The organism is Mycobacterium sp. (assembly GCF_044223235.1).
Lineage (GTDB): Bacteria > Actinomycetota > Actinomycetes > Mycobacteriales > Mycobacteriaceae > Mycobacterium.
In genome coordinates this window covers 53712-71934 of the sequence record NZ_JBGAME010000001.1, presented here as the reverse complement: position 1 = coordinate 71934, position 18223 = coordinate 53712, and the positions used below count along the sequence as shown (strand labels likewise).

The following is an 18223-nucleotide window of genomic DNA, read 5'->3' as shown; positions in this document are numbered from 1 at the left end:
GACCGAGTTTCGGGACCTCCGCCCGCCGATCGGGGACCAAAGCCTCTTCGTGCCACGGCGGTGATCAAGCCTACCGTCGTGACACCCACCCGGCCGCTGTGTCGGCCATCACCCACCAACTGTGGGAGACAACGATGTCACAGTCCGTCATTCCAAAGCCCGAACAGGCCGGCCGCCCGGGTGTGAAACCCGGATTGGGCCTGGCGGCGCTGACCGCGATCGTAGTCGGCTCGATGATCGGCAGCGGTATCTTCGCCCTGCCTTCGCAGATGGCCGGCAGCGCCGCGGCGGGACCGCTGCTCATCGGATGGCTGGTCACCGGCGTGGGCATGCTGATGCTGGCCTTCGTCTTTCAGACCTTGGCGACCCGCAAGCCCGACGTGGACGGCGGCGTGTACGGCTACGCCCGGGCTGGTTTCGGCAATTACATCGGCTTCACGTCGGCGTTCGGCTACTGGATGTCGGCATGGGTCGGCAATGTCGCATATCTGGTACTGCTGTTCGCCACGCTGGGTTATTTCTTCCCCGGATTCGAAGGCGGCGCAACGGTGCCCGCCATCATCGGCGCGTCGGTCGTGCTGTGGATCGTGCACACGATGACCCTGCGCGGAATTCAGACGGCCGCCTTCGTCAACGTCGTGGTCACCGTCGCCAAAGTGGTACCGATCCTGACGTTCGTCGCCATCGCCGCGGTCGGTTTCAAGGCCGGACTGTTCACCGCTGACTTCTGGGGCAAGACCACGCTGATCGACGGCGCACCGCTGGGCGACACGCTTACCCAGGTCAAGAACATGATGCTGGTGACGGTCTGGGTGTTCATCGGAATCGAGGGGGCGGCTGTGTATTCCCAGCGGGCCGCTCGGCGCGCCGATGTCGGCCGGGCCACCGTACTGGGCTTCGCGGCGGTGCTGGCATTGCTGCTACTGGTCAATGTGCTGTCCTACGGTCTTATGGCGCAGGCCGAACTGGCCGGAGTGGCTGACCCGTCGATGGCAGGCGTGCTGGAGAACGAGGTCGGCAGCTGGGGGGCGGCGTTCATCTCGATCGGCCTGGTCGTCTCACTGCTCGGCGCGCTGATCGCCTGGGTGATGCTGTGTGTCGAGATCCTGCGGTTGCCCGCGCTCGAACACGTCATGCCCAAGGCGCTGGCACGCGAAAACGCCCACGGCGCACCGGCGAACGCGCTGTGGCTGACCAACCTGTGCGTGCAGGCATTGCTGCTGTGGACGCTGGCGAACGCCAGCACCTACACCAACCTGGTCTACCTCGCGACGTCGCTGATCCTGCTGCCCTACCTGTGGTCGGCGGCCTACCAGGTGCTGCTCGCCGTCCGCGGTGAAACCTACGACTCCGGGCACGGCCGGCTCCGCGATCTGGTCGTCGGGTCGGTCGCGCTCGCCTACGCCGTGTGGCTGGTGTACGCCGGCGGTCTGCAGTATCTGCTCATCGCCGCGCTGTTCTACCTCGCGGGCACCGCGCTGTACGTCTGGGCCCGCAGGGAAAACCGCCTGCCCGTCTTCACCACATTCGAATGGGTGATCGCCGGCATCGTGGCGGCGACCTCGGTGGCGGCGGTCGCGCTGCTGGCCACCGGCAATCTCTCCGTACTGTGATCGACAGAAAGGCATGTTCCGTGGACGGCACCGATGCCCGGCTGGGCGTGTGGTCGGAAGCGGGGCGGCTGCGGCGCACCCTGGTGTGTGCGCCGGGGCTGGCCCATCAGCGTCTGACGCCCGAGAACTGCAACGAGCTGTTGTTCGATGATGTCATCTGGTTGCAGCAGGCGCGCCGCGACCATTTCGATTTCGTCGCCAAGATCGCCGACCGTGGTGTGGAGGTCCTCGACCTGCAGGATCTGCTGGCCGACGTGGTGGCGCTGCCGGAGGGCCGCACCTGGCTGCTGGACCGCAAGGTCACCGACGATCTGGTCGGATCGGGCCTGCGCCACGAGATCCGGTCCTGGCTGGGCGATCTGCCCGCAGATCGGTTGGCAGAGTTCCTCATCGGCGGGGTGTCCTATCAGGACGTGCCCGCCGACATCGGCGGCAGCTTCCTGGCCGCGCTGCAGGAACGGGATCCCGCCGGGTTCATCCTGCGGCCGCTGCCCAACACACAGTTCATGCGCGACAACAGTTCCTGGATCTTCCACGGTGTGACGCTGAATCCGATGTATTGGCCGGCCCGCCGCCAGGAGACCCTGCTCACGACGGCGGTGTACCGGTTCCATCCGGCGTTCGCCGACGAGAAGTTCGACGTGTGGCTGGGCGACCTCGAGGGAGTCGGCCGCGACCATGGCGCCGCGACGCTCGAGGGCGGTGACGTGATGCCGATCGGCAAGGACGTCGTGGTGATCGGCATGGGTGAGCGGTCATCGCACCAGGCGATCACCCAGGTGGCCCGCAACCTGTTCGCCGCGGGCGCGGCCGAGCGGGTGATCGTCGCCGGTCTGCCGAAGACGCGGGCGGCGATGCACCTCGACACCGTGTTCACGTTCTGCGACGTCGACCTGGTCACCGCGTACGCGTCGGTCGTCGACGGCATCGTGCCGTTCAGCCTGCGCCCCGACGACGGTTCACCGTCGGGCCTCGACATCCGGCGCGAGCCGAAAGGGTTGGTGGACACTATCAGTGAGGCGCTCGGCGTGCAGTTCCGGGTGGTCACCACCGCGGGCGACGTGTACGGCGTCCAGCGGGAGCAGTGGGACGACGGCAACAACGTGGTGGCGCTGGAACCCGGCGTCGTCATCGGCTACGACCGCAACATCCTGACCAACACCGCCCTGCGCAAGGCGGGGGTCGAGGTCGTCACGATCACCGCCAGCGAACTGGGCCGCGGCCGCGGCGGGGGTCGCTGCATGACATGCCCGATCCTGCGCGATCCGCTCTACACCTGACCAGCTGCGAGGACGATATCCCCATGCCGTACAACAATCGCAACCGAAGCCTGCTCAGCCTGGTCCACCACACCGAGCGGGATCTGCACTATCTGCTCGATCTGTCCCGAGACCTCAAGCGCGCCAAGTACTCCGGCACCCGCCGGGACAGCCTGGCGGGCAAGAACATCGCCCTGATCTTCGAGAAGACCTCCACCAGGACCCGGTGCGCGTTCGAGGTCGCCGCGCACGACGAGGGTGCGCACGTCACGTATATCGATCCGGCGTCGTCGCAGATCGGGCACAAGGAGTCGATGAAGGACACCGCTCGGGTGCTCGGCCGGATGTACGACGCCATCGAGTACCGCGGCGCGGGACAGGAGGTCGTCGAGGAACTGGCACAGTACGCCGGCGTCCCGGTGTTCAACGGCCTAACCGACGAGTTCCACCCCACCCAGATGCTGGCCGACGTCCTCACCATGACCGAGCACTGCCCGAAACCGTTGACCGACATCGCCTTTGCCTTCGTCGGGGACGGGCGCAACAATGTGGCCAACTCGCTGTTGCTGGTGGGCGCCAAACTCGGCATGGACGTGCGGATCGGCGCGCCTCAGGACTTGTGGCCCACCGAGGAACACACGGCCCTGTGCCGCGAGTTCGGCTCGGCGTCCGGGGCACGGATCACCGTCACCGACGACCCGGTGAAGGCGGTCAGCGGCGTCGACTTCATCTACACCGACGTGTGGGTGTCGATGGGTGAGCCCCTGGACACCTGGGGCGAACGGATCGACGAACTGCTGCCGTTCCAGGTGAATCGGGAGCTGATGGCGGCCACGGGGAATCCGCGGGTCAAGTTCATGCACTGCCTGCCGGCCTTCCACAACGCCGAAACGAAGGTGGGCGCCCAGATCGCCGCGACCTATCCTCATCTCGCGAACGGCATCGAGGTGACCGAGGACGTGTTCGAAGGTCCGGCCAACATCTCCTTCGAGCAGGCCGAGAACCGGATGCACACCATCAAGGCCGTCCTCGTGGCCGCCCTGGGCTGACCATGCGCATCGTCATCGCGTTGGGCGGCAACGCATTACTGCAGCGCGGGCAGCCGATGACCGCGGACAATCAGCGCGCGAACATCCGGCTGGCGGCCGAACGGATCGCCCGGGTGGCGCCCGGCAATGAGATCGTCGTCGCGCACGGCAACGGCCCCCAGGTCGGTTTGCTGGCGCTGCAGGCCGCGGCCTACACCGAGGTCGCGCCCTATCCCCTCGACGTGCTTGGGGCGCAGACCGAGGCGATGATCGGCTACGTCATCGAGCAGGAGCTGGGCAACGTGCTTCCGCCGGACCAACCGATCGCCACCCTGCTGACGATGATCGAAGTGGACCGCGACGATCCGGCGTTCGCTCACCCCACCAAACCGATCGGCCCGGTGTACGACCGGGCCACCGCGGAGCGGCTCGCGGCGGCCAGCGGGTGGACCATCGCACCCGACGGCGACATGTTCCGCAGGGTGGTGGCCAGCCCGAAACCCAAGCGAATCTTCGAGATCCGGCCCATCCGGACTTTGGTGGAGCGGGGCACGATCGTGATCTGCGCGGGCGGCGGCGGCATTCCGACGATGTTCGACGAGCTGGGTGCGCTGTACGGCGCCGAGGCGGTCATCGACAAGGACCTCGCCTCCGCACTGCTCGCCGAGCAACTCGGCGCCGATCTGCTGGTCATCGCCACCGATGTCGACGGCGTGTACACCGGCTGGGGCACCCGGGAACAGCGCAGACTGGGTATGGTGACTGCCGACGAGATCGCCGCTCTGGACCTTCCGGCGGGGTCGATGGGTCCCAAGGTCGAGGCCGCGTGCGGTTTCGCCCGTCACACCGGCAAGGAAGCCGTCATCGGATCGCTGGCCGAGATCGCCGACATCGTCAACGGCGCGTCGGGAACCCGCGTCCACGCGATGTAGCCCACGAGCCGACCCACACCCCCGGCCCCATCGCTTGGGTGCGAGTTTGTACGCCGCAGGCCGCGATGCCCGGAGTGCAACGGATCGCGTGACGTGCTGCCCAGGGCCCGGCTACCGTCGGCCTGGTGACGGTGTCAGGATCGCGCGTCGCCCGGGTCTGCGGCGTTGGGACCGTCGTCCTCACCCTCGTTGGAGCCCCTTCGTGCGGTGCAGCGGGGCAGCCACCGACAGCCAGCAGTCCGCCGGCAACAACCGCGCCGGACATGGCTCGTACCCTCCCGCCGGCAACCACCGCTGCGGCAACGACCGCGCCGACCGCGGTTCCCCAGGGGGATTTCGCAGCGGTCTCCCGGCTGGTGAACGATGCGATTGCGGCGCGTCGGCTGCCCGGTGCGGTGGTCCAGATCGGGCACGCCAGCCGGGTCGTCTTCCGCCGGGCTTTCGGCTTGCGCAAGCTCGCCGGCGAACCGGGATTAGATGGGTCACCCGCGCCCGCTGAGCCGATGACCGAGGACACGATCTTCGACCTGGCGTCGTTGACCAAGAGCCTCGCGACGGCCACCGCCGTGCTACAGCTCTATGAACAGGGCCGCGTCCAGATCGACGATTCGGTGCAGAGGTACCTGCCCGACTTCAACACGGCGAGCGACCCACGGCGTGCTCAGGTGACGCTACGCATGTTGCTCACCCACACATCGGGCGTCGGAGGCGACTTGAGCCACCAGGGTCCGTGGGGACTGGTGACGGCGGATAACGCCGACGGCGTTCATCGTGCACTCACCGCGCCATTGGAGTTCGGTCCCGGTGAGGCGGTCCACTACTCCGACATCAATTTCCTCATCCTCGGCGCGCTTGTTGAGAAGATCACCGGCGAACGCTTGGATAACTACGTGCAGGACAACGTCTTTGCGCCGCTGGACATGGTCGACACCCGCTATCTTCCTGCGACCAAGGCGTGTGGTCCGCACCGGATCCGCGGTACAGCGATCGCTTTCGACGAAAGCGTGCCGGAGATTGCTCAGTGCCCGCCTGAAACGTGGAGCACCGATCTGCTGGCGCGCATCGCGCCGACGGCCCATGACCACGACACCCCGGGCATCAACCCCGACTACGATCACCTGCTCCGCGGTACCGTGCATGACCCGACGGCACGGCGCATGGGTGGGGTGGCCGGCAGTGCCGGTGTGTTCTCGACAGCGCAGGACGTCGGCAGGTTCGCGCAGGCCTTACTCGATCGCCTCGCCGGGCGACCGAGCCCGTTCCCGCTGAGCCGATCAACCCTGGCATTGATGACGACACCGCAGCAGCCCGGGCACAGCGCTGCACAACTCGCGGCGGCCAACAACGCCGTCCGCGACGCAATCGAAAAGACCCCCAACACTACCGATCCCCTGCTCGTACCGAACTATCCCGCGATACGCGGACAAAACCTCCGCGGCTTCGGCTGGGATATCGACACGGCCCAGTCCAGGCCGCGCGGGATGATCTTTCCCGTCGGCAGCTTCGGCCACACCGGCTTCACCGGAGTGACGCTGTGGATCGACCCGGGGTCGGACACCTACATCATCGTCCTGGCCAACGTGATCCATCAGCGCGGCGGCCCACCCATCGCGAAGCTGAGCGGCGAAATGGCCACAATGGCGGCCCGGGCCCTCCACCTGTACGGCAGTTAGCTACGTCGGCTACAACCTGGCCGGTCGCTGACTCAGGGCGACGCGACGAGAAGGACAACGGGCAGGGCCGCACAGGGATGACATCGGCCGCCGACAACGATGACGTCGTGCCCGGCCAGTCGGCTGCTGCGAGCGGGAGCTCACCCGTCGAAGTGCACGGCCGACCCCGACACCAGCAGCTGCGTATTGCCGCGGCACTCAACGGGAATGGGTGGACCGTCGCCGTGCTCCGCGCTGACGGTCGCACCCCGACCGATGACCGACAGCCGCAGACGATGTCCGCGGTACCGGAATGTGAACTCGAGCTTTCCCAACGACTTCGGCCACATCGGGCCGACCACCAGCCGATCGCCGCGGATCTCCAGCCCGGTGAAGCAGCGCTGCAGCAGGTCGACACTGCCGGCCATGGCTGCCAGGTGAATGCCCTCGGCCGTGGTGCCGCCCTGGACGTCGACGACATCGGACGCCAGCGCCTGGCCGAAGTACTCCATCGCCTTGTGGCGGTTACCGCGAGCGAGCACCCAGGCGTGCACGACGGCGCTCAGGGTGGATCCGTGCGAGGTGCGGGACTGGTAGTAGTCGACAGTTTTCGGGATCTGGTCCGGGGTGAAGGGGCAGCCGAGGCGATCGAACAGTTCATACAGTTCGTCCGCGGACAGCAGATAGAACAGCATCAGCACGTCGGCCTGCTTCCCGGCCCGGTAGTTGTTCACGCTGTCGTTCTCGGCCTCGAGGATGCGGTCCAGCCGCGATATGTCGCCATAGCGGTTGCGATAGCTGTCCCAATTCAATTCGCGCAGATCCTCGTAGCCCTCGAACTGGCTGATGACGCCGTCGTGGAACGGCACGAACATCCGCCGGCTCACGTCCTCCCAGCGTGCCAGGTCTTCGTCGGTGACGCCCAGCGTCTCCATCAGGGCCAAGCGGTAGTACATCGGGATGTGCTCGAGTGCTTCCATGGCCCGCAGGATCACCCAGACCGCCATCACGTTGGTGTAGGCATTGTTGTCGATCCCGTCGTAGCCGTGCCCGGGATAACCGGAGTGGAATTCGTCCGGGCCGATGACCCCACGGATCACGTAACGTCCGCGGACCGAGTCGAGGCTCGCCAGACTCACCCAGAATCGGGCGATCTCGGTGAGCATTTCGGCCCCGTAGTCGATGAGGAACCCCACGTCCCCGGTCACCTGATAGTGCTGCCACACGTTGTACGCGATCGCCAGGCCGATGTGATGGGCGCGGGCGCTGGCATCCGGATTCCACCGGCCCGACCGCGGGTTGAGGTGCATCCGCTGGCTTTCCTCGCGGCCATCGCTGCCGGACTGCCACGGATACATCGCCCCGGCGTAGCCCGCGTCCGCCGCGGCGCGGCGGGCTTCGGGCAGCCGCCGATAGCGATACAGCAGCAACGACTGGGTGACCTTGGGCAGCCGCAAGTTGAGCACCGGGAACACGAACAGCTCATCCCAGAAGATGTGGCCCCGGTACGCCTCGCCGTGCAGTCCACGTGCGGGCACCCCCACATCGAGGTCGGCGGTGTGCGGGGACAATGTTTGCAACAGGTGGAGCTGATGCACACGGACGATGCGCAGCACATCGGCGTCATTGCCCATCGCGATGTCGAATCGCTCCCATAGGTGCGCCCATGCGAGGCGGTGCCCGCGCTCGATCGTTGCGAAGCGGCCGAGTCGGTTCAGTTCACGCGCGGCTTCGGCTGCGGGTTCGGATATTCCGTGGTCACGGCCGGTGTAGATGGTCGCGACCTTCTCCAGGGTGACGGCCTGGCCGCACCACATCTCGACGGCGATGTCGTGGCCGATGCACGAATCCTCTTGGACCAGATGGTAATCGGCGGATGCAGCCGCGTCACCGCGCCACGCGGTGGTCCGTGCGGCGACCGCGATCCGCACCTTCGACTGAACCGTCCGCGTGGTGAGGAGAACGGTGTGCCCGGGCAGCTCGGATGTCTGTACGTCGGCAAGGTGGCGCGATGACAGCGCACGGTAGCGCTCCACGCCGGCGTTCTCGACGTCGGCATCGATCGATGAACGGAATTCGATGGTTCCCGACCAGTTCTCGGCGACGACCGTAATCTCCAAGGCACCGACATGGGGCAGGTGCATCGCGGCGAGCCGTCGCTGCGTGACGCGGATGGTATGACCCGACTTGTCGGTGACCCGCATCTCGCGGCACAGTACGGCGCGGCGCAGGTCGATGGTCACCAGGTAGGACTCCACCGCCGCGTCGTCGATGTCGAACCACTCCGCGCCATCGATCCGGAAGGTCAATGAGAGCCAATTCGGCAGGTTGACCATGCTCTCGTTCTCGACGGTAACACCCGAGATGACGTCCGTGAGCCGGTTGAAGAGACCCGCAACATAGGTACCGGGGTAGTGGGCACCGCTCGCGCGGCACTCCGGCGCGCTGCCCCGGATCGCGAAATACCCGTTTCCCGTGGTGCACAATGCTTCCCGAAGACGTTCGTCGGCCGGCTCATATCCGCCGAAGGTCATGGTCCATGGGTTGTTCGTCGTGTCGTGTTCGGCGATGAGCTGGTCCGCCAACCGCTGCAGAAACGCGGTGACCGTATCCGGTCCATCGAGGGCGAACCGGGCGGCGGACCGCCGGTCGCCGTCCTCTCCGTGCCGAACCACGATTCCGATTCCCTTGTGGCGCAGGGCATCGAACGCATCTTCATCGGTGAGGTCGTCGCCGAGATAGATGGGCAGCAGCAGACCGGCGCCGTCGATTCGCTCGACGAGCCAGTCCAGCGTCTTGCCCTTGTCCCAGTCGATGTCCGGGCGCAACTCGACGACCTTGCGCCCGAACGTCACGCGAAGTCCATTGCGCTGGCCGATGATCCGGGCTGCAGCGGACACCTCCCCCGCCCGATCGCCGGCGACGTTACGGTAATGCACCGCCACCGAGAACGTTTTGTTCTCCACCAGGGTGCCGTCGATCCCGGCGAGGCGGTTACGCAGTTCGCCGGACGCCGTCTCCAGCGCACCGACGGCTGCGATCGCGTCCTCGTTCTGATGGTGGCTGCCGTCGGGCGCGGTGAGCTCGAAGCCGTGACTACCCGCATACCAGATGCCGGGGAGACCGACGCGGGCCGAGATGTCGGCGAGGGACCGGCCGCTGACCACCGCGACCGGGCAGTGTGCCGCCAGCAGCCCGAGCGCCTGCGCTGCCCCCGCGACCAACCTCGCGGCATCGGGAACCGGGACGATCTCCGACAGGGTCCCGTCGAAATCCAACAACACCACGGGTTGGCGCATGGCGATCAGTGCACTGATCTCGCCGTAGCCGCCGAGGACATCGGTCAGCGCCGACATCGGCTGGTAGCCGGTGCGGACCGAGACGGCGACAAGGTCGGTCACCACGGCGTCAGCGCCACACCGCAGCAGCTCATCGGCGTGTGCCGTCCGGTCCACACCCACCACCAGCGCGAACCCGCCATCTCGGCCTGCGGCGACGCCCGCCTCGTGGTCCTCGACGACGACGCACCGATCGGCGCGTACGCCAAGGCGATTCGCCGTCTCGAGCAGCATCGCGGGGTTGGGTTCGCCCGGCAGGCCCAGCTCCTCGGCCACCCGACCGTCGAGACGAACGTCGAACAGATCGCCGATTCCGCCGGCCCGAAGGATCGCCTCGCCGTCGCGGCTCGACGAGACCACGGCCGTAAGTACGTTTTCCCGACGCAACTGTGCTACCAGCTCAACCGTCGTGTCGAATACCGGCACCCCCTTGGTCAGCAACTCGACGAACATCCGCTGCTCGCGGTTGGCGAGCCCACTTATGTTGATGTCTCCGTCGCCGCCGTCCTCCCCCAAGGGCGGCGTGATCCCGCGGGACCGCAGGAAGTCGGCGATGCCGTCACGTGCTGGCTTGCCTGCGATGAAGTGTCGGTGGTCGGCGTCGCTGAACGGGGCGTGGTCCTCACCGGAGTTCGCGGGACGCCGGCGGAAAAAGTCGTTGAACAACCCGCGCCACGCCGCCACGTGAAGCGAGGCGGTGTCGGTCACGACGCCGTCGAGGTCGAAGATCACCGCGTCGTGGTAGCGCGGATCGATGGTGACCGCCACGTTCATGTTCGGGTTCCCCTTGTCAACCTTGTACGGGGCGGCGCGAACCGGCCGGGGTGCGTCGCTGTGCTCCGCCGCCAGACCATAGCCCCGCGGCATCGCCACGGGGCAGGTGTCGACCCCGATCCGGGCCGTAGTCCCCGGCGATGAAGTGACCGATGGCCCAGGGGGGCGGGCCTGAGGACCCCGGGTCAGGGTCTTAGTGCCCTTACGCCGGGCGAACCGCCGGTTGAGGATGAGGTGACCGCCACCTCGGATCTCCGCCCACATGCAGCCACGTCGACGATGAAGGAGGCCGACATGCTCACGGTCGACGTCAGGCGCGCGCTGTTGCTGGAAGCGGCCCCGGGATAGGCGCCGTGACCGGCGTTGACTCGGTGGTCCGTCAGTGGGCGATGCACTGGCGGACGCTGGCCGAGCCTGCGCTTGCGGTCGTGACGGTCGGTGCATTGGCTGGCGGCGGGATCGCCTGGCTCCTCGGGTGGCATCGCATCGCCGAGTCCTGCTGGATCGCAGGCACACTGATCGCGGTTGTGCCGGCCGTGGTGTGGATGAGTGCCACGCTGCGCCGTGGCCGGGCCGGAGTGGACCTGATCGCGGTGCTGTCTCTGCTCGGAACGCTCTGGGTCGGCGAGTACCTCGCGGGCGCCCTGATCGCGGTCATGCTGGCCGGCGGGCGCGCGCTCGAGTCGGCCGCGGAGCGGCGCGCCTCACACGATCTGCGTGCGCTTCTCGAACATGCCCCGCGATTCGCACGTCGCCGGATCGGCTCGGCAGTGACGGTGATACCGCTGGCGGACGTTGCCGTCGACGACGTGGTGGTGGTCGGACCCGGCGAGGTGGTGCCGGTGGACGGCCGCATCACCGACGCAACCGCGGTGCTGGACGAATCGGTGCTCACCGGTGAGCCGCTGCAGGTCGAACGTGCCGTCGGCGAGCCCGTCCGCAGCGGTGTGGTAAACGCGGGCAACGCCTTCGAGCTGCGCGCGACGGCAACCGCGCACGACAGCACGTACGCGGGCATCGTGCGCCTGGCCGAACAGGCGGCGGCGGAGGGTGCGCCGATCGTCCGGCTCGCCGACCGGTACGCCGCCTGGTTCCTTCCGCTGGCACTTCTGGTCGCCGGGTCGGCATGGCTGTTCAGCGGGTCGGCCGTGCGGGCGGTGGCGGTGCTGGTGGTCGCGACGCCATGCCCGCTGCTGCTCGCCGCGCCGGTGGCCATCGTCTCGGGCCTGTCCAGGGCTTCCCGCCGGGGCGTGGTGATCCGCGGCGGCGCCGCACTGGAGATCCTCGGGCAGGCGACGACTCTCGTGCTCGACAAGACCGGGACGCTGACCATGGGACGGCCTGCCGTCGTCGAGGTCCTCACCGCACCGACACACGACGCCGCCGAGATCCTGCGGCTGGCGGCCTCGGTCGACCAGATGTCGCCGCATGTACTGGCGGAGGCCATCGTCACCGAAGCCCTCTCCCGCGGCATGAAGCTCTCGCTGCCGGAGGGAATCGCCGAGGAACCCGGTCGGGGGGTCACCGCCACCGTCGACGGACATCGTGTCCAGGTCGGCAGGGTGTCGGACGACGCCACCGTCGAGGGGTGGGCCCGCGCGGCGGTCAACCGCGCCAGCCTGGACGCCGCCGCGATCGCCTGGGTGTCCGTCGACGGTGCACCTGTGGGTGCGGTGCTGTTGCGAGATCCGTTGCGCCGCCATGCACCCCGCACCATGCGACGGTTGCGCGCAGCCGGGCTGAGCCGCCTGGTGATGCTCACCGGCGATCGGCCCGAGCCGGCCCGTGAGGTTGCCACGGTACTCGGGCTCGACGAGGTTTACGCCCAGCAGAGCCCGGCGGACAAGGTCGCCGCGGTCCGTGCCGAGCGACAGCGTGCCGTGACGGTCATGGTCGGTGACGGCGTCAACGACGCCCCGGCGCTGGCCGCGGCCACCGTCGGGGTCGCGATGGGTGCACGGGGCGCGACGGCTTCATCGGAGGCCGCCGACATCGTGCTCACCACCGACCGCCTGGATCGCTTGGCCGATGCGATGGATATCGCCCGACGGTCACGCCGCATCGCGGTACAAAGCGCCGGTGTCGGCATGGCGCTGTCACTGATCGCCATGGCGATCGCCGCGGTCGGCTGGTTGCCGCCAGCTCCGGGTGCGCTGCTGCAGGAGGGTATCGACGTCGCGGTCATCCTCAACGCGCTGCGTGCCCTGCGAGGCGATGGCGCCGCCGAGGTCGAACTGAGCGCCGAGACCGAGGACATGCTGCGCCGTTTCGCGGCTGAACACGACCAGTTGCGCGATGCGATCGATGCTCTGCGCGATGCGGCCGATCGCCTGAGCGCGGGCACCGATCCCGCCGCGCTGGAGGCGGTGACTCACGCGCACCGGGTCCTGACGGAGCAGATCCTGCCCCACGAGCACGCCGAAGAGAACGAGCTCTACCCCGCGTTGGCCCGCCCGCTCGGCAGCGGCGAAGCCACCGCCACGATGAGCAGGACCCATGCCGAGATTCAGCGGCTGTCCGACCGAATCGGTACGCACGTCGCGCTGGCAGAAGCCGGCCACGCCATCCAGGAAGACCAGGTTGATGATCTGCTGGCTTCGCTGTACGGGCTCTACGCGCTGTTGCGGCTGCACTTTCTGCAGGAGGAAGAGAATTACTTCACCCTTGCCGGTGACGACGGGTAACCGGGAGACCGCCGTGATTGCACTGGCTCCAACACGGGACCAATGACCCTGACCGACCCCATGCAGTGAGGCTAGCTTGGAGGCTGAACCGGCCGGCGGCACGTGCCCGAGCCGTCGGCACCGAGCGCAATCCGAGCACAAGGGGGTGCGGAATGTCTGAGCCCAGTTCGCAATACGGGGTCCTCGTGGCCGTTGACGGATCGCGGGAATCCGACGTGGCAGCGGGCTGGGCGGCCCGCGAAGCCGCCGCCCGCCACACGCGTCTGACGCTGATGACCGTCAACCCGCCGATGATCGCGGGCTGGTCCATCGGCTCGCTCGAAGCCGGCTTGAGCGAATGGCAGGACTCGAACTCCCAGCGCGTCATCGAGCAGGCCCGGAAGGTGGTGCAGTCGGCCGTCGGTGAGGGCGCGGAACCCGAGGTGCACACCGAAGTGAAGTACTCCCCCGTGGTGCCGGCATTGGCCGAGGCGTCCAGGAACGCCGAGATGATCGTGGTCGGCAGCCGCGGCATGGGTGGGTTCAGGCGAGCCGTGCTCGGTTCGATCAGCACCGGCATGGTTCATCATGCGCACTGCCCGGTTGCGGTGATCCGTCAGGAGGGCGCCGAGGCACGAGACACCCTGCCCGTGGTGTTGGGAGTCGACGGCTCCCCGGCCTCCGAGGCGGCAACCGCCTGGGCGTTCGACGAAGCGTCGCGCCACGGGGTGGATCTCGTTGCGCTGCACGCATGGAGCGATCTGGGCGCCACACCCACCATCGGTATGGACTGGGAGCAGTTCGAGGAGGACGGCAAAGAGGTTCTCGCCGAACGCCTTGCGGGCTGGCGGGAGAAGTACCCAGACGTCAGCGTCGAGCGCCGGATCGTCTACAACCGGCCCGTCCATTGGCTGGTCGAGGAGTCCGAGAAGGCCCAGCTGGTCGTCGTGGGCAGCCACGGCCGAGGCGGCTTCACCGGCATGCTCCTCGGCTCTGTCAGCGCCGCCGTGGTGCAGGAAGCCAAATCCCCGGTCGTCGTCGTCCGTCCGCGCTGAGCGCCAACCGATGATCCGGCCCCACCCGGCGGCGGGGCCGGGTGACTACGGACGAGCCGGGGCGTACCGCAACAGGGCCGCGATTCCGTCCGCGGCGGAGACACCGTCGGCGGCGGAGACCAATGTCGCCCCGACGGCGATCGCCGCGAACGGCAGGGCCTCGTCGGCCCGCACCACCCGGCACGGCGCCTGACCGAACTCCGACAGCACGTCTGCGTCGGGTGCGACCATGGTGCGGCTCTCGCCGGTGACGACGACGGCATCGCCGAGCTCACCGATGATCAGCGTGTCGACGTCACCCTGTCGAAGCGCCCCACACACTGCGGCAAGTCCCTGCGCCGCCAGCCCCGAGTCACGAGCCGCCTCACCGCGCAACCGGTCCATCGTCTCGGCGAGCTGAGATCGCCGGCGGCCCGCGAACACCGCGTCGATCTGGTCGGTGAGCTCCTCCTCGTCGGCGCGGTGCCCGTGCGCCCCCGCCGGCAGTTCGGCTACCAACGGCACAACCCGGCTCGGCAGCGCGGATGCGACGTCGGTGCGGGACCGTACCTCACCGCACACGAACACCACCTCGGCACCGATGTCGTCGACGAGTTCGGTGATTCGGTGCGCCACGGCGCGGACGTTCATCCGGACCGCCTCTTCGGTGGAGTGCTGCAGATCGCCGTATCCGTTCCAGCCGGCCGATACCGGTTTGTGCACGGGGAAACCGCCTCCGTCGACGGTCTCGGTCCGCACGGTCTCCCCGTGGTGCACCGTGATCGTCGCACCCTCGTGGTCCACCGCGGCGAACAGGTAGGGCGGCCTGCCCACACCGATCAGCGGCAGCACGTACGGATACTCCGATACCCGCAGTACGGTCTCCCGCGGGACCGCCGGGAGGTGTTCGTCGACCAGGACACCGTCCGGCGTCGCGATGAGTCCGTGACCCTGCGGCCCCGCGCCGGGAGTGCCCCGAAGTATCGCCTCTTCCAGCGCCGCGATGGCGACTTGGCCGACGCCGTGGTCCGCCAGACTCCCGCGCAACCGGCGCCATAGCCCCTCGATACGTACATCGGCCTCGGCGGAATCGCGCGAATCGTCGAAATACACGGACACGAACGGCCCCTGCGCGTCGCGCAGCGCCTCGGTGTGCTGTGGTCTCATGATCGTCCCAATCACGCTCACCCGGAAAGGGTCTCAGCGATTATCTGCCAGGTCGAAGGTGACGAACTTGTCGACTCCGAACCTCTCGAACGTCCGCCGCCGACGCGGGGCCAGCTTCGGTGCGGCCGACACGGCGTCGATGACGTGTGGGTCCACGACGTCGAAGGTCCGACCGCCAGTGGTGATCGTGGCCTGCCCCGAGGCAAGCACGTTGCGCAGCCAGTCGGTGCCCGTGCCGTACGGCAGGGGCACAATGAAGCCGTCGCCGGACACCTTCTCCGCCACGACGGGTGTCGAGTAGATCTTTCCGGACCGCCGCCCGGCGTGCCGGATCACCGATGCATACCAGTGTCTGCGCCCGGCCAGATGAAGCATCGCCGGATTTAGCACGTATCTGTTGAACGTGCGGATCGAGTCCTTCATCGAGGCGCCGGTGTTGTTGGACATCTGCTGATGTTGCGCCCGCATTCGGGCGCCGGCCAGGGCCGATCAGTCCCCTTCGGTGAGGACCAAAGCCACCACCGCGCGCCACGGAGCCTCGCGTGCGCGTCACATATCTCCGTGCACCACGAAGTCAGCGGACAGCCGGCCATTGGTGACTTTCGTCTCTATTGTCAACCGGCCCAGTCGAAAACGATGAGAGACGCAGGCATGACCGAAGGGATCCGGCAATGACGCCAACCAACCGACGTGAGCTGACCGGAGAACCCCTCGACGCAATCGCGTGGAGATTCCTCGGTTCCGAATACGCCGGCCCGGCCCACGGGGAGTGGTCGATCGACCGGCGCATCGACGCGTATCTCCGGCACCACGGCCCGTCCGAACTCCTCAGCGACGGATCCGCCTATGACGCACTGCTGCAGCGCATCATGTCCAACATCGGTGCCGCCCAGCGGATGGGCGTACTCCAGACGTCGAACGGCTAGCACCACCGTGACCGCGATACACAAGAGCGCGGCGGACTGGCGGGTGCCGCCGAATCTCGCCGACTATCAGGGCACCCGTACCAAGTTCGACTGGGCCGACGTGCCCGACCCGTGCGCAGGTCTGGGAACCGGCCTGTGCAATATCGGCTACGCCGCGGTCGATCGTCAAGCGGAAGGCCGGCAGGCGTCACGTACGGCGCTGCGGTTCGTCGCAGCGACGGCTCCCGACGGGTCGATGGCGACCCGTGAGCTCAGCTTCGGCGAACTCGCCAGGAAATCAAGGCAATTCACCACCGTCCTGCAATCGCTCGGGATCGGCAAGGGCGACCGCGTCTTCACTCTGATGGGCCGGTCGCCGGAGCTGTACATCACCATCCTTGGCGCACTGCGCAATGGCAGTGTCGTGTGTCCGCTGTTCTCCGCCTTCGGACCGGAGCCGATCCTCACCCGGATGACGATCGGCGAAGCCGATGTGCTGGTCACCACCGCAGCGATGTACCACCGCAAGATCGCCACGATTCGCGACCGGTTGACCTCCGTCCGGCACATACTCGTCGTCGGCCACCCCGACGCCGTTGAAGCGGAGGGAACCATCGACTTCACTGCGGCGCTGACCGGCGCCGACGACACCGCGCCGGTGCATCCGACCACGGCCGACGATCCGGCGCTGCTGCACTTCACCAGCGGCACGACCGGCACCCCCAAGGGCGCCGTCCACGTCCACGGTGCTGTCGTGATGCATTACCTCACCGGGCTGTACGCGCTGGACCTGCACCCCGACGACATCTTCTGGTGTACGGCCGATCCCGGCTGGGTCACGGGAATGTCCTACGGGGTCATCACGCCGTTGCTACACGGCGTCACTTCGGTCGTCGACGAAGCGGAGTTCGACGCCGAACGCTGGTACACGATCCTGCAGGGGCAGGACGTGACGGTGTGGTACACCGCACCGACGGCATTGCGCATGCTCATCAAGTCCGGTGCGGAGCTGGCCGGGCGTTTCCGGTTCCCGCGGCTTCGCTTCATCGCCAGCGTCGGCGAGCCACTCAACCCCGAAGCCGTCTGGTGGGGTAAGCGGGTTCTGGGGCTGCCGATCCACGACAACTGGTGGCAGACCGAGACCGGCGGCATCATGATCGCCAACACGCCCGCGTTCGACATCAAACCGGGGTCGATGGGACGCCCGCTGCCCGGGGTGGAGGCCTGCATCGTCCGGCGCACGGAGGACGGCAAGGTCAGCATCATCCCCGAGCCCGATATGGAAGGCGAGCTGGCGCTGAAGGCGCGTTGGCCGTCGATGTTCCGCGGTTACCTGCACGAGGAAGCGCGCTACCGAAAGTGCTTCGCCGACGGGCTCTATCTCACGGGTGATCTGGCCAGGCGCGACGCCGACGGCTATTACTGGTTCGTCGGCCGCGCCGACGACGTGATCAAGTCGGCCGGGCATCTGATCGGCCCGTTCGAGGTCGAGAGCGCGCTGACCGAGCATCCGGCCGTCGCCGAGGCAGCGGTGATCGGCAAGCCCGACCACACGGTCGGCGAGCGGGTCAAGGCGTTCGTCTTGCTCAAAGACGGGTTCGCCCCGGGCGAGGCACTGTCCCGGGAGTTGCTCGGCCACGCCCGCAGCCGTCTGGGTGCGGCCGTCGCGCCCAAGGAGATCGAGTTCGTCAGCGCGCTGCCCCACACGCGCAGCGGGAAGATCATGCGCCGGTTGCTCAAGGCCCGTGAGTTGGGCCTGTCGGAGGGCGACCTCTCCACCGTCGAGGAACCACATTCGCATCAGGCCGAGGAGGTGCGACTGTGACCGACGAGGACCCCGGACACCGTGCCTGGATTC

General features: G+C 67.6%; 12 protein-coding genes. 9 read left to right on the top strand and 3 right to left on the bottom strand.

Features of this window, described 5'->3' with window-relative positions:
* Positions 1–134: 134 nt before the first annotated feature.
* The 5 genes from arcD (at position 135) to ADBZ6K_RS00285 (ending at position 6505) form a co-directional block, all read left to right on the top strand.
* Entirely contained in the window at positions 135–1613 is a 1479-nt protein-coding gene (arcD, locus tag ADBZ6K_RS00305; protein WP_526343839.1) for an arginine-ornithine antiporter, read from the top strand.
* 20 nt (positions 1614–1633) lie between these two features.
* Entirely contained in the window at positions 1634–2893 is a 1260-nt protein-coding gene (locus ADBZ6K_RS00300; protein ID WP_526343838.1) for an arginine deiminase, read from the top strand.
* A 23-nt stretch (positions 2894–2916) separates the two neighbouring features.
* A complete protein-coding gene (locus tag ADBZ6K_RS00295; protein ID WP_526343837.1) occupies positions 2917–3921 on the top strand; it encodes an ornithine carbamoyltransferase in 1005 nt (334 codons plus the stop codon).
* Positions 3922–3923: 2 nt separating this feature from the next.
* The gene (arcC, locus tag ADBZ6K_RS00290; RefSeq protein ID WP_526343836.1) at positions 3924–4832 is read left to right on the top strand and encodes a carbamate kinase; all 909 of its coding nucleotides are present in this window, start codon (positions 3924–3926) and stop codon (positions 4830–4832) included.
* Positions 4833–4954: 122 nt separating this feature from the next.
* Positions 4955–6505: a serine hydrolase domain-containing protein gene (locus tag ADBZ6K_RS00285; protein ID WP_526344323.1), complete on the top strand. Its 1551-nt coding sequence runs from the start codon at positions 4955–4957 to the stop codon at positions 6503–6505.
* A 140-nt stretch (positions 6506–6645) separates the two neighbouring features.
* On the opposite strand, the gene otsB is transcribed toward ADBZ6K_RS00285, so the two are convergent.
* The gene (gene otsB, locus ADBZ6K_RS00280; RefSeq protein ID WP_526344322.1) at positions 6646–10596 is read right to left on the bottom strand and encodes a trehalose-phosphatase; all 3951 of its coding nucleotides are present in this window, start codon (positions 10594–10596) and stop codon (positions 6646–6648) included.
* 389 nt (positions 10597–10985) lie between these two features.
* Between otsB and ADBZ6K_RS00275 the strand changes: the two genes are divergently transcribed.
* Complete coding sequence (locus ADBZ6K_RS00275; RefSeq protein ID WP_526344321.1) at positions 10986–13280, top strand: heavy metal translocating P-type ATPase; 2295 nt, start codon at positions 10986–10988, stop codon at positions 13278–13280.
* A gap of 152 nt (positions 13281–13432) precedes the next feature.
* Positions 13433–14314, top strand: coding sequence for a universal stress protein (locus ADBZ6K_RS00270; protein ID WP_526343835.1), 882 nt, complete (start codon positions 13433–13435; stop codon positions 14312–14314).
* A 45-nt stretch (positions 14315–14359) separates the two neighbouring features.
* Here ADBZ6K_RS00270 and ADBZ6K_RS00265 read toward each other — a convergent pair whose 3' ends face one another.
* Together ADBZ6K_RS00265 and ADBZ6K_RS00260 are read right to left on the bottom strand one after the other, a co-directional pair.
* Positions 14360–15460: an Rv2629 family ribosome hibernation factor gene (locus tag ADBZ6K_RS00265; RefSeq protein ID WP_526344320.1), complete on the bottom strand. Its 1101-nt coding sequence runs from the start codon at positions 15458–15460 to the stop codon at positions 14360–14362.
* 33 nt (positions 15461–15493) lie between these two features.
* Positions 15494–15907, bottom strand: coding sequence for a PNPOx family protein (locus tag ADBZ6K_RS00260; RefSeq protein WP_526343834.1), 414 nt, complete (start codon positions 15905–15907; stop codon positions 15494–15496).
* Between the two features lie 224 nt (positions 15908–16131).
* Here ADBZ6K_RS00260 and ADBZ6K_RS00255 point away from each other — a divergent pair, with 224 nt between their 5' ends.
* On the top strand, positions 16132–16386 hold the full coding sequence (locus ADBZ6K_RS00255; RefSeq protein ID WP_526343833.1) for a hypothetical protein: 255 nt from the start codon (positions 16132–16134) through the stop codon (positions 16384–16386).
* Between the two features lie 7 nt (positions 16387–16393).
* A complete protein-coding gene (gene acsA, locus ADBZ6K_RS00250) occupies positions 16394–18190 on the top strand; it encodes an acetate--CoA ligase (RefSeq protein WP_526343832.1) in 1797 nt (598 codons plus the stop codon).
* Positions 18191–18223: the final 33 nt, after the last annotated feature.

What these genes read in the sequence shown, in the direction of transcription:
- arcD (WP_526343839.1), top strand. Translation starts at nt 135, where the DNA reads ATGTCACAGTCCGTCATTCCAAAGCCCGAACAGGCCGGCCGCCCGGGT.
- ADBZ6K_RS00295 (WP_526343837.1), top strand. Translation starts at nt 2,917, where the DNA reads ATGCCGTACAACAATCGCAACCGAAGCCTGCTCAGCCTGGTCCACCAC.
- arcC (WP_526343836.1), top strand. Translation starts at nt 3,924, where the DNA reads ATGCGCATCGTCATCGCGTTGGGCGGCAACGCATTACTGCAGCGCGGG.
- otsB (WP_526344322.1), bottom strand. Translation starts at nt 10,596, where the DNA reads ATGAACGTGGCGGTCACCATCGATCCGCGCTACCACGACGCGGTGATC.
- ADBZ6K_RS00275 (WP_526344321.1), top strand. Translation starts at nt 10,986, where the DNA reads ATGCACTGGCGGACGCTGGCCGAGCCTGCGCTTGCGGTCGTGACGGTC.
- ADBZ6K_RS00270 (WP_526343835.1), top strand. Translation starts at nt 13,433, where the DNA reads ATGTCTGAGCCCAGTTCGCAATACGGGGTCCTCGTGGCCGTTGACGGA.
- ADBZ6K_RS00265 (WP_526344320.1), bottom strand. Translation starts at nt 15,460, where the DNA reads ATGAGACCACAGCACACCGAGGCGCTGCGCGACGCGCAGGGGCCGTTC.
- ADBZ6K_RS00260 (WP_526343834.1), bottom strand. Translation starts at nt 15,907, where the DNA reads ATGTCCAACAACACCGGCGCCTCGATGAAGGACTCGATCCGCACGTTC.
- ADBZ6K_RS00255 (WP_526343833.1), top strand. Translation starts at nt 16,132, where the DNA reads ATGACGCCAACCAACCGACGTGAGCTGACCGGAGAACCCCTCGACGCA.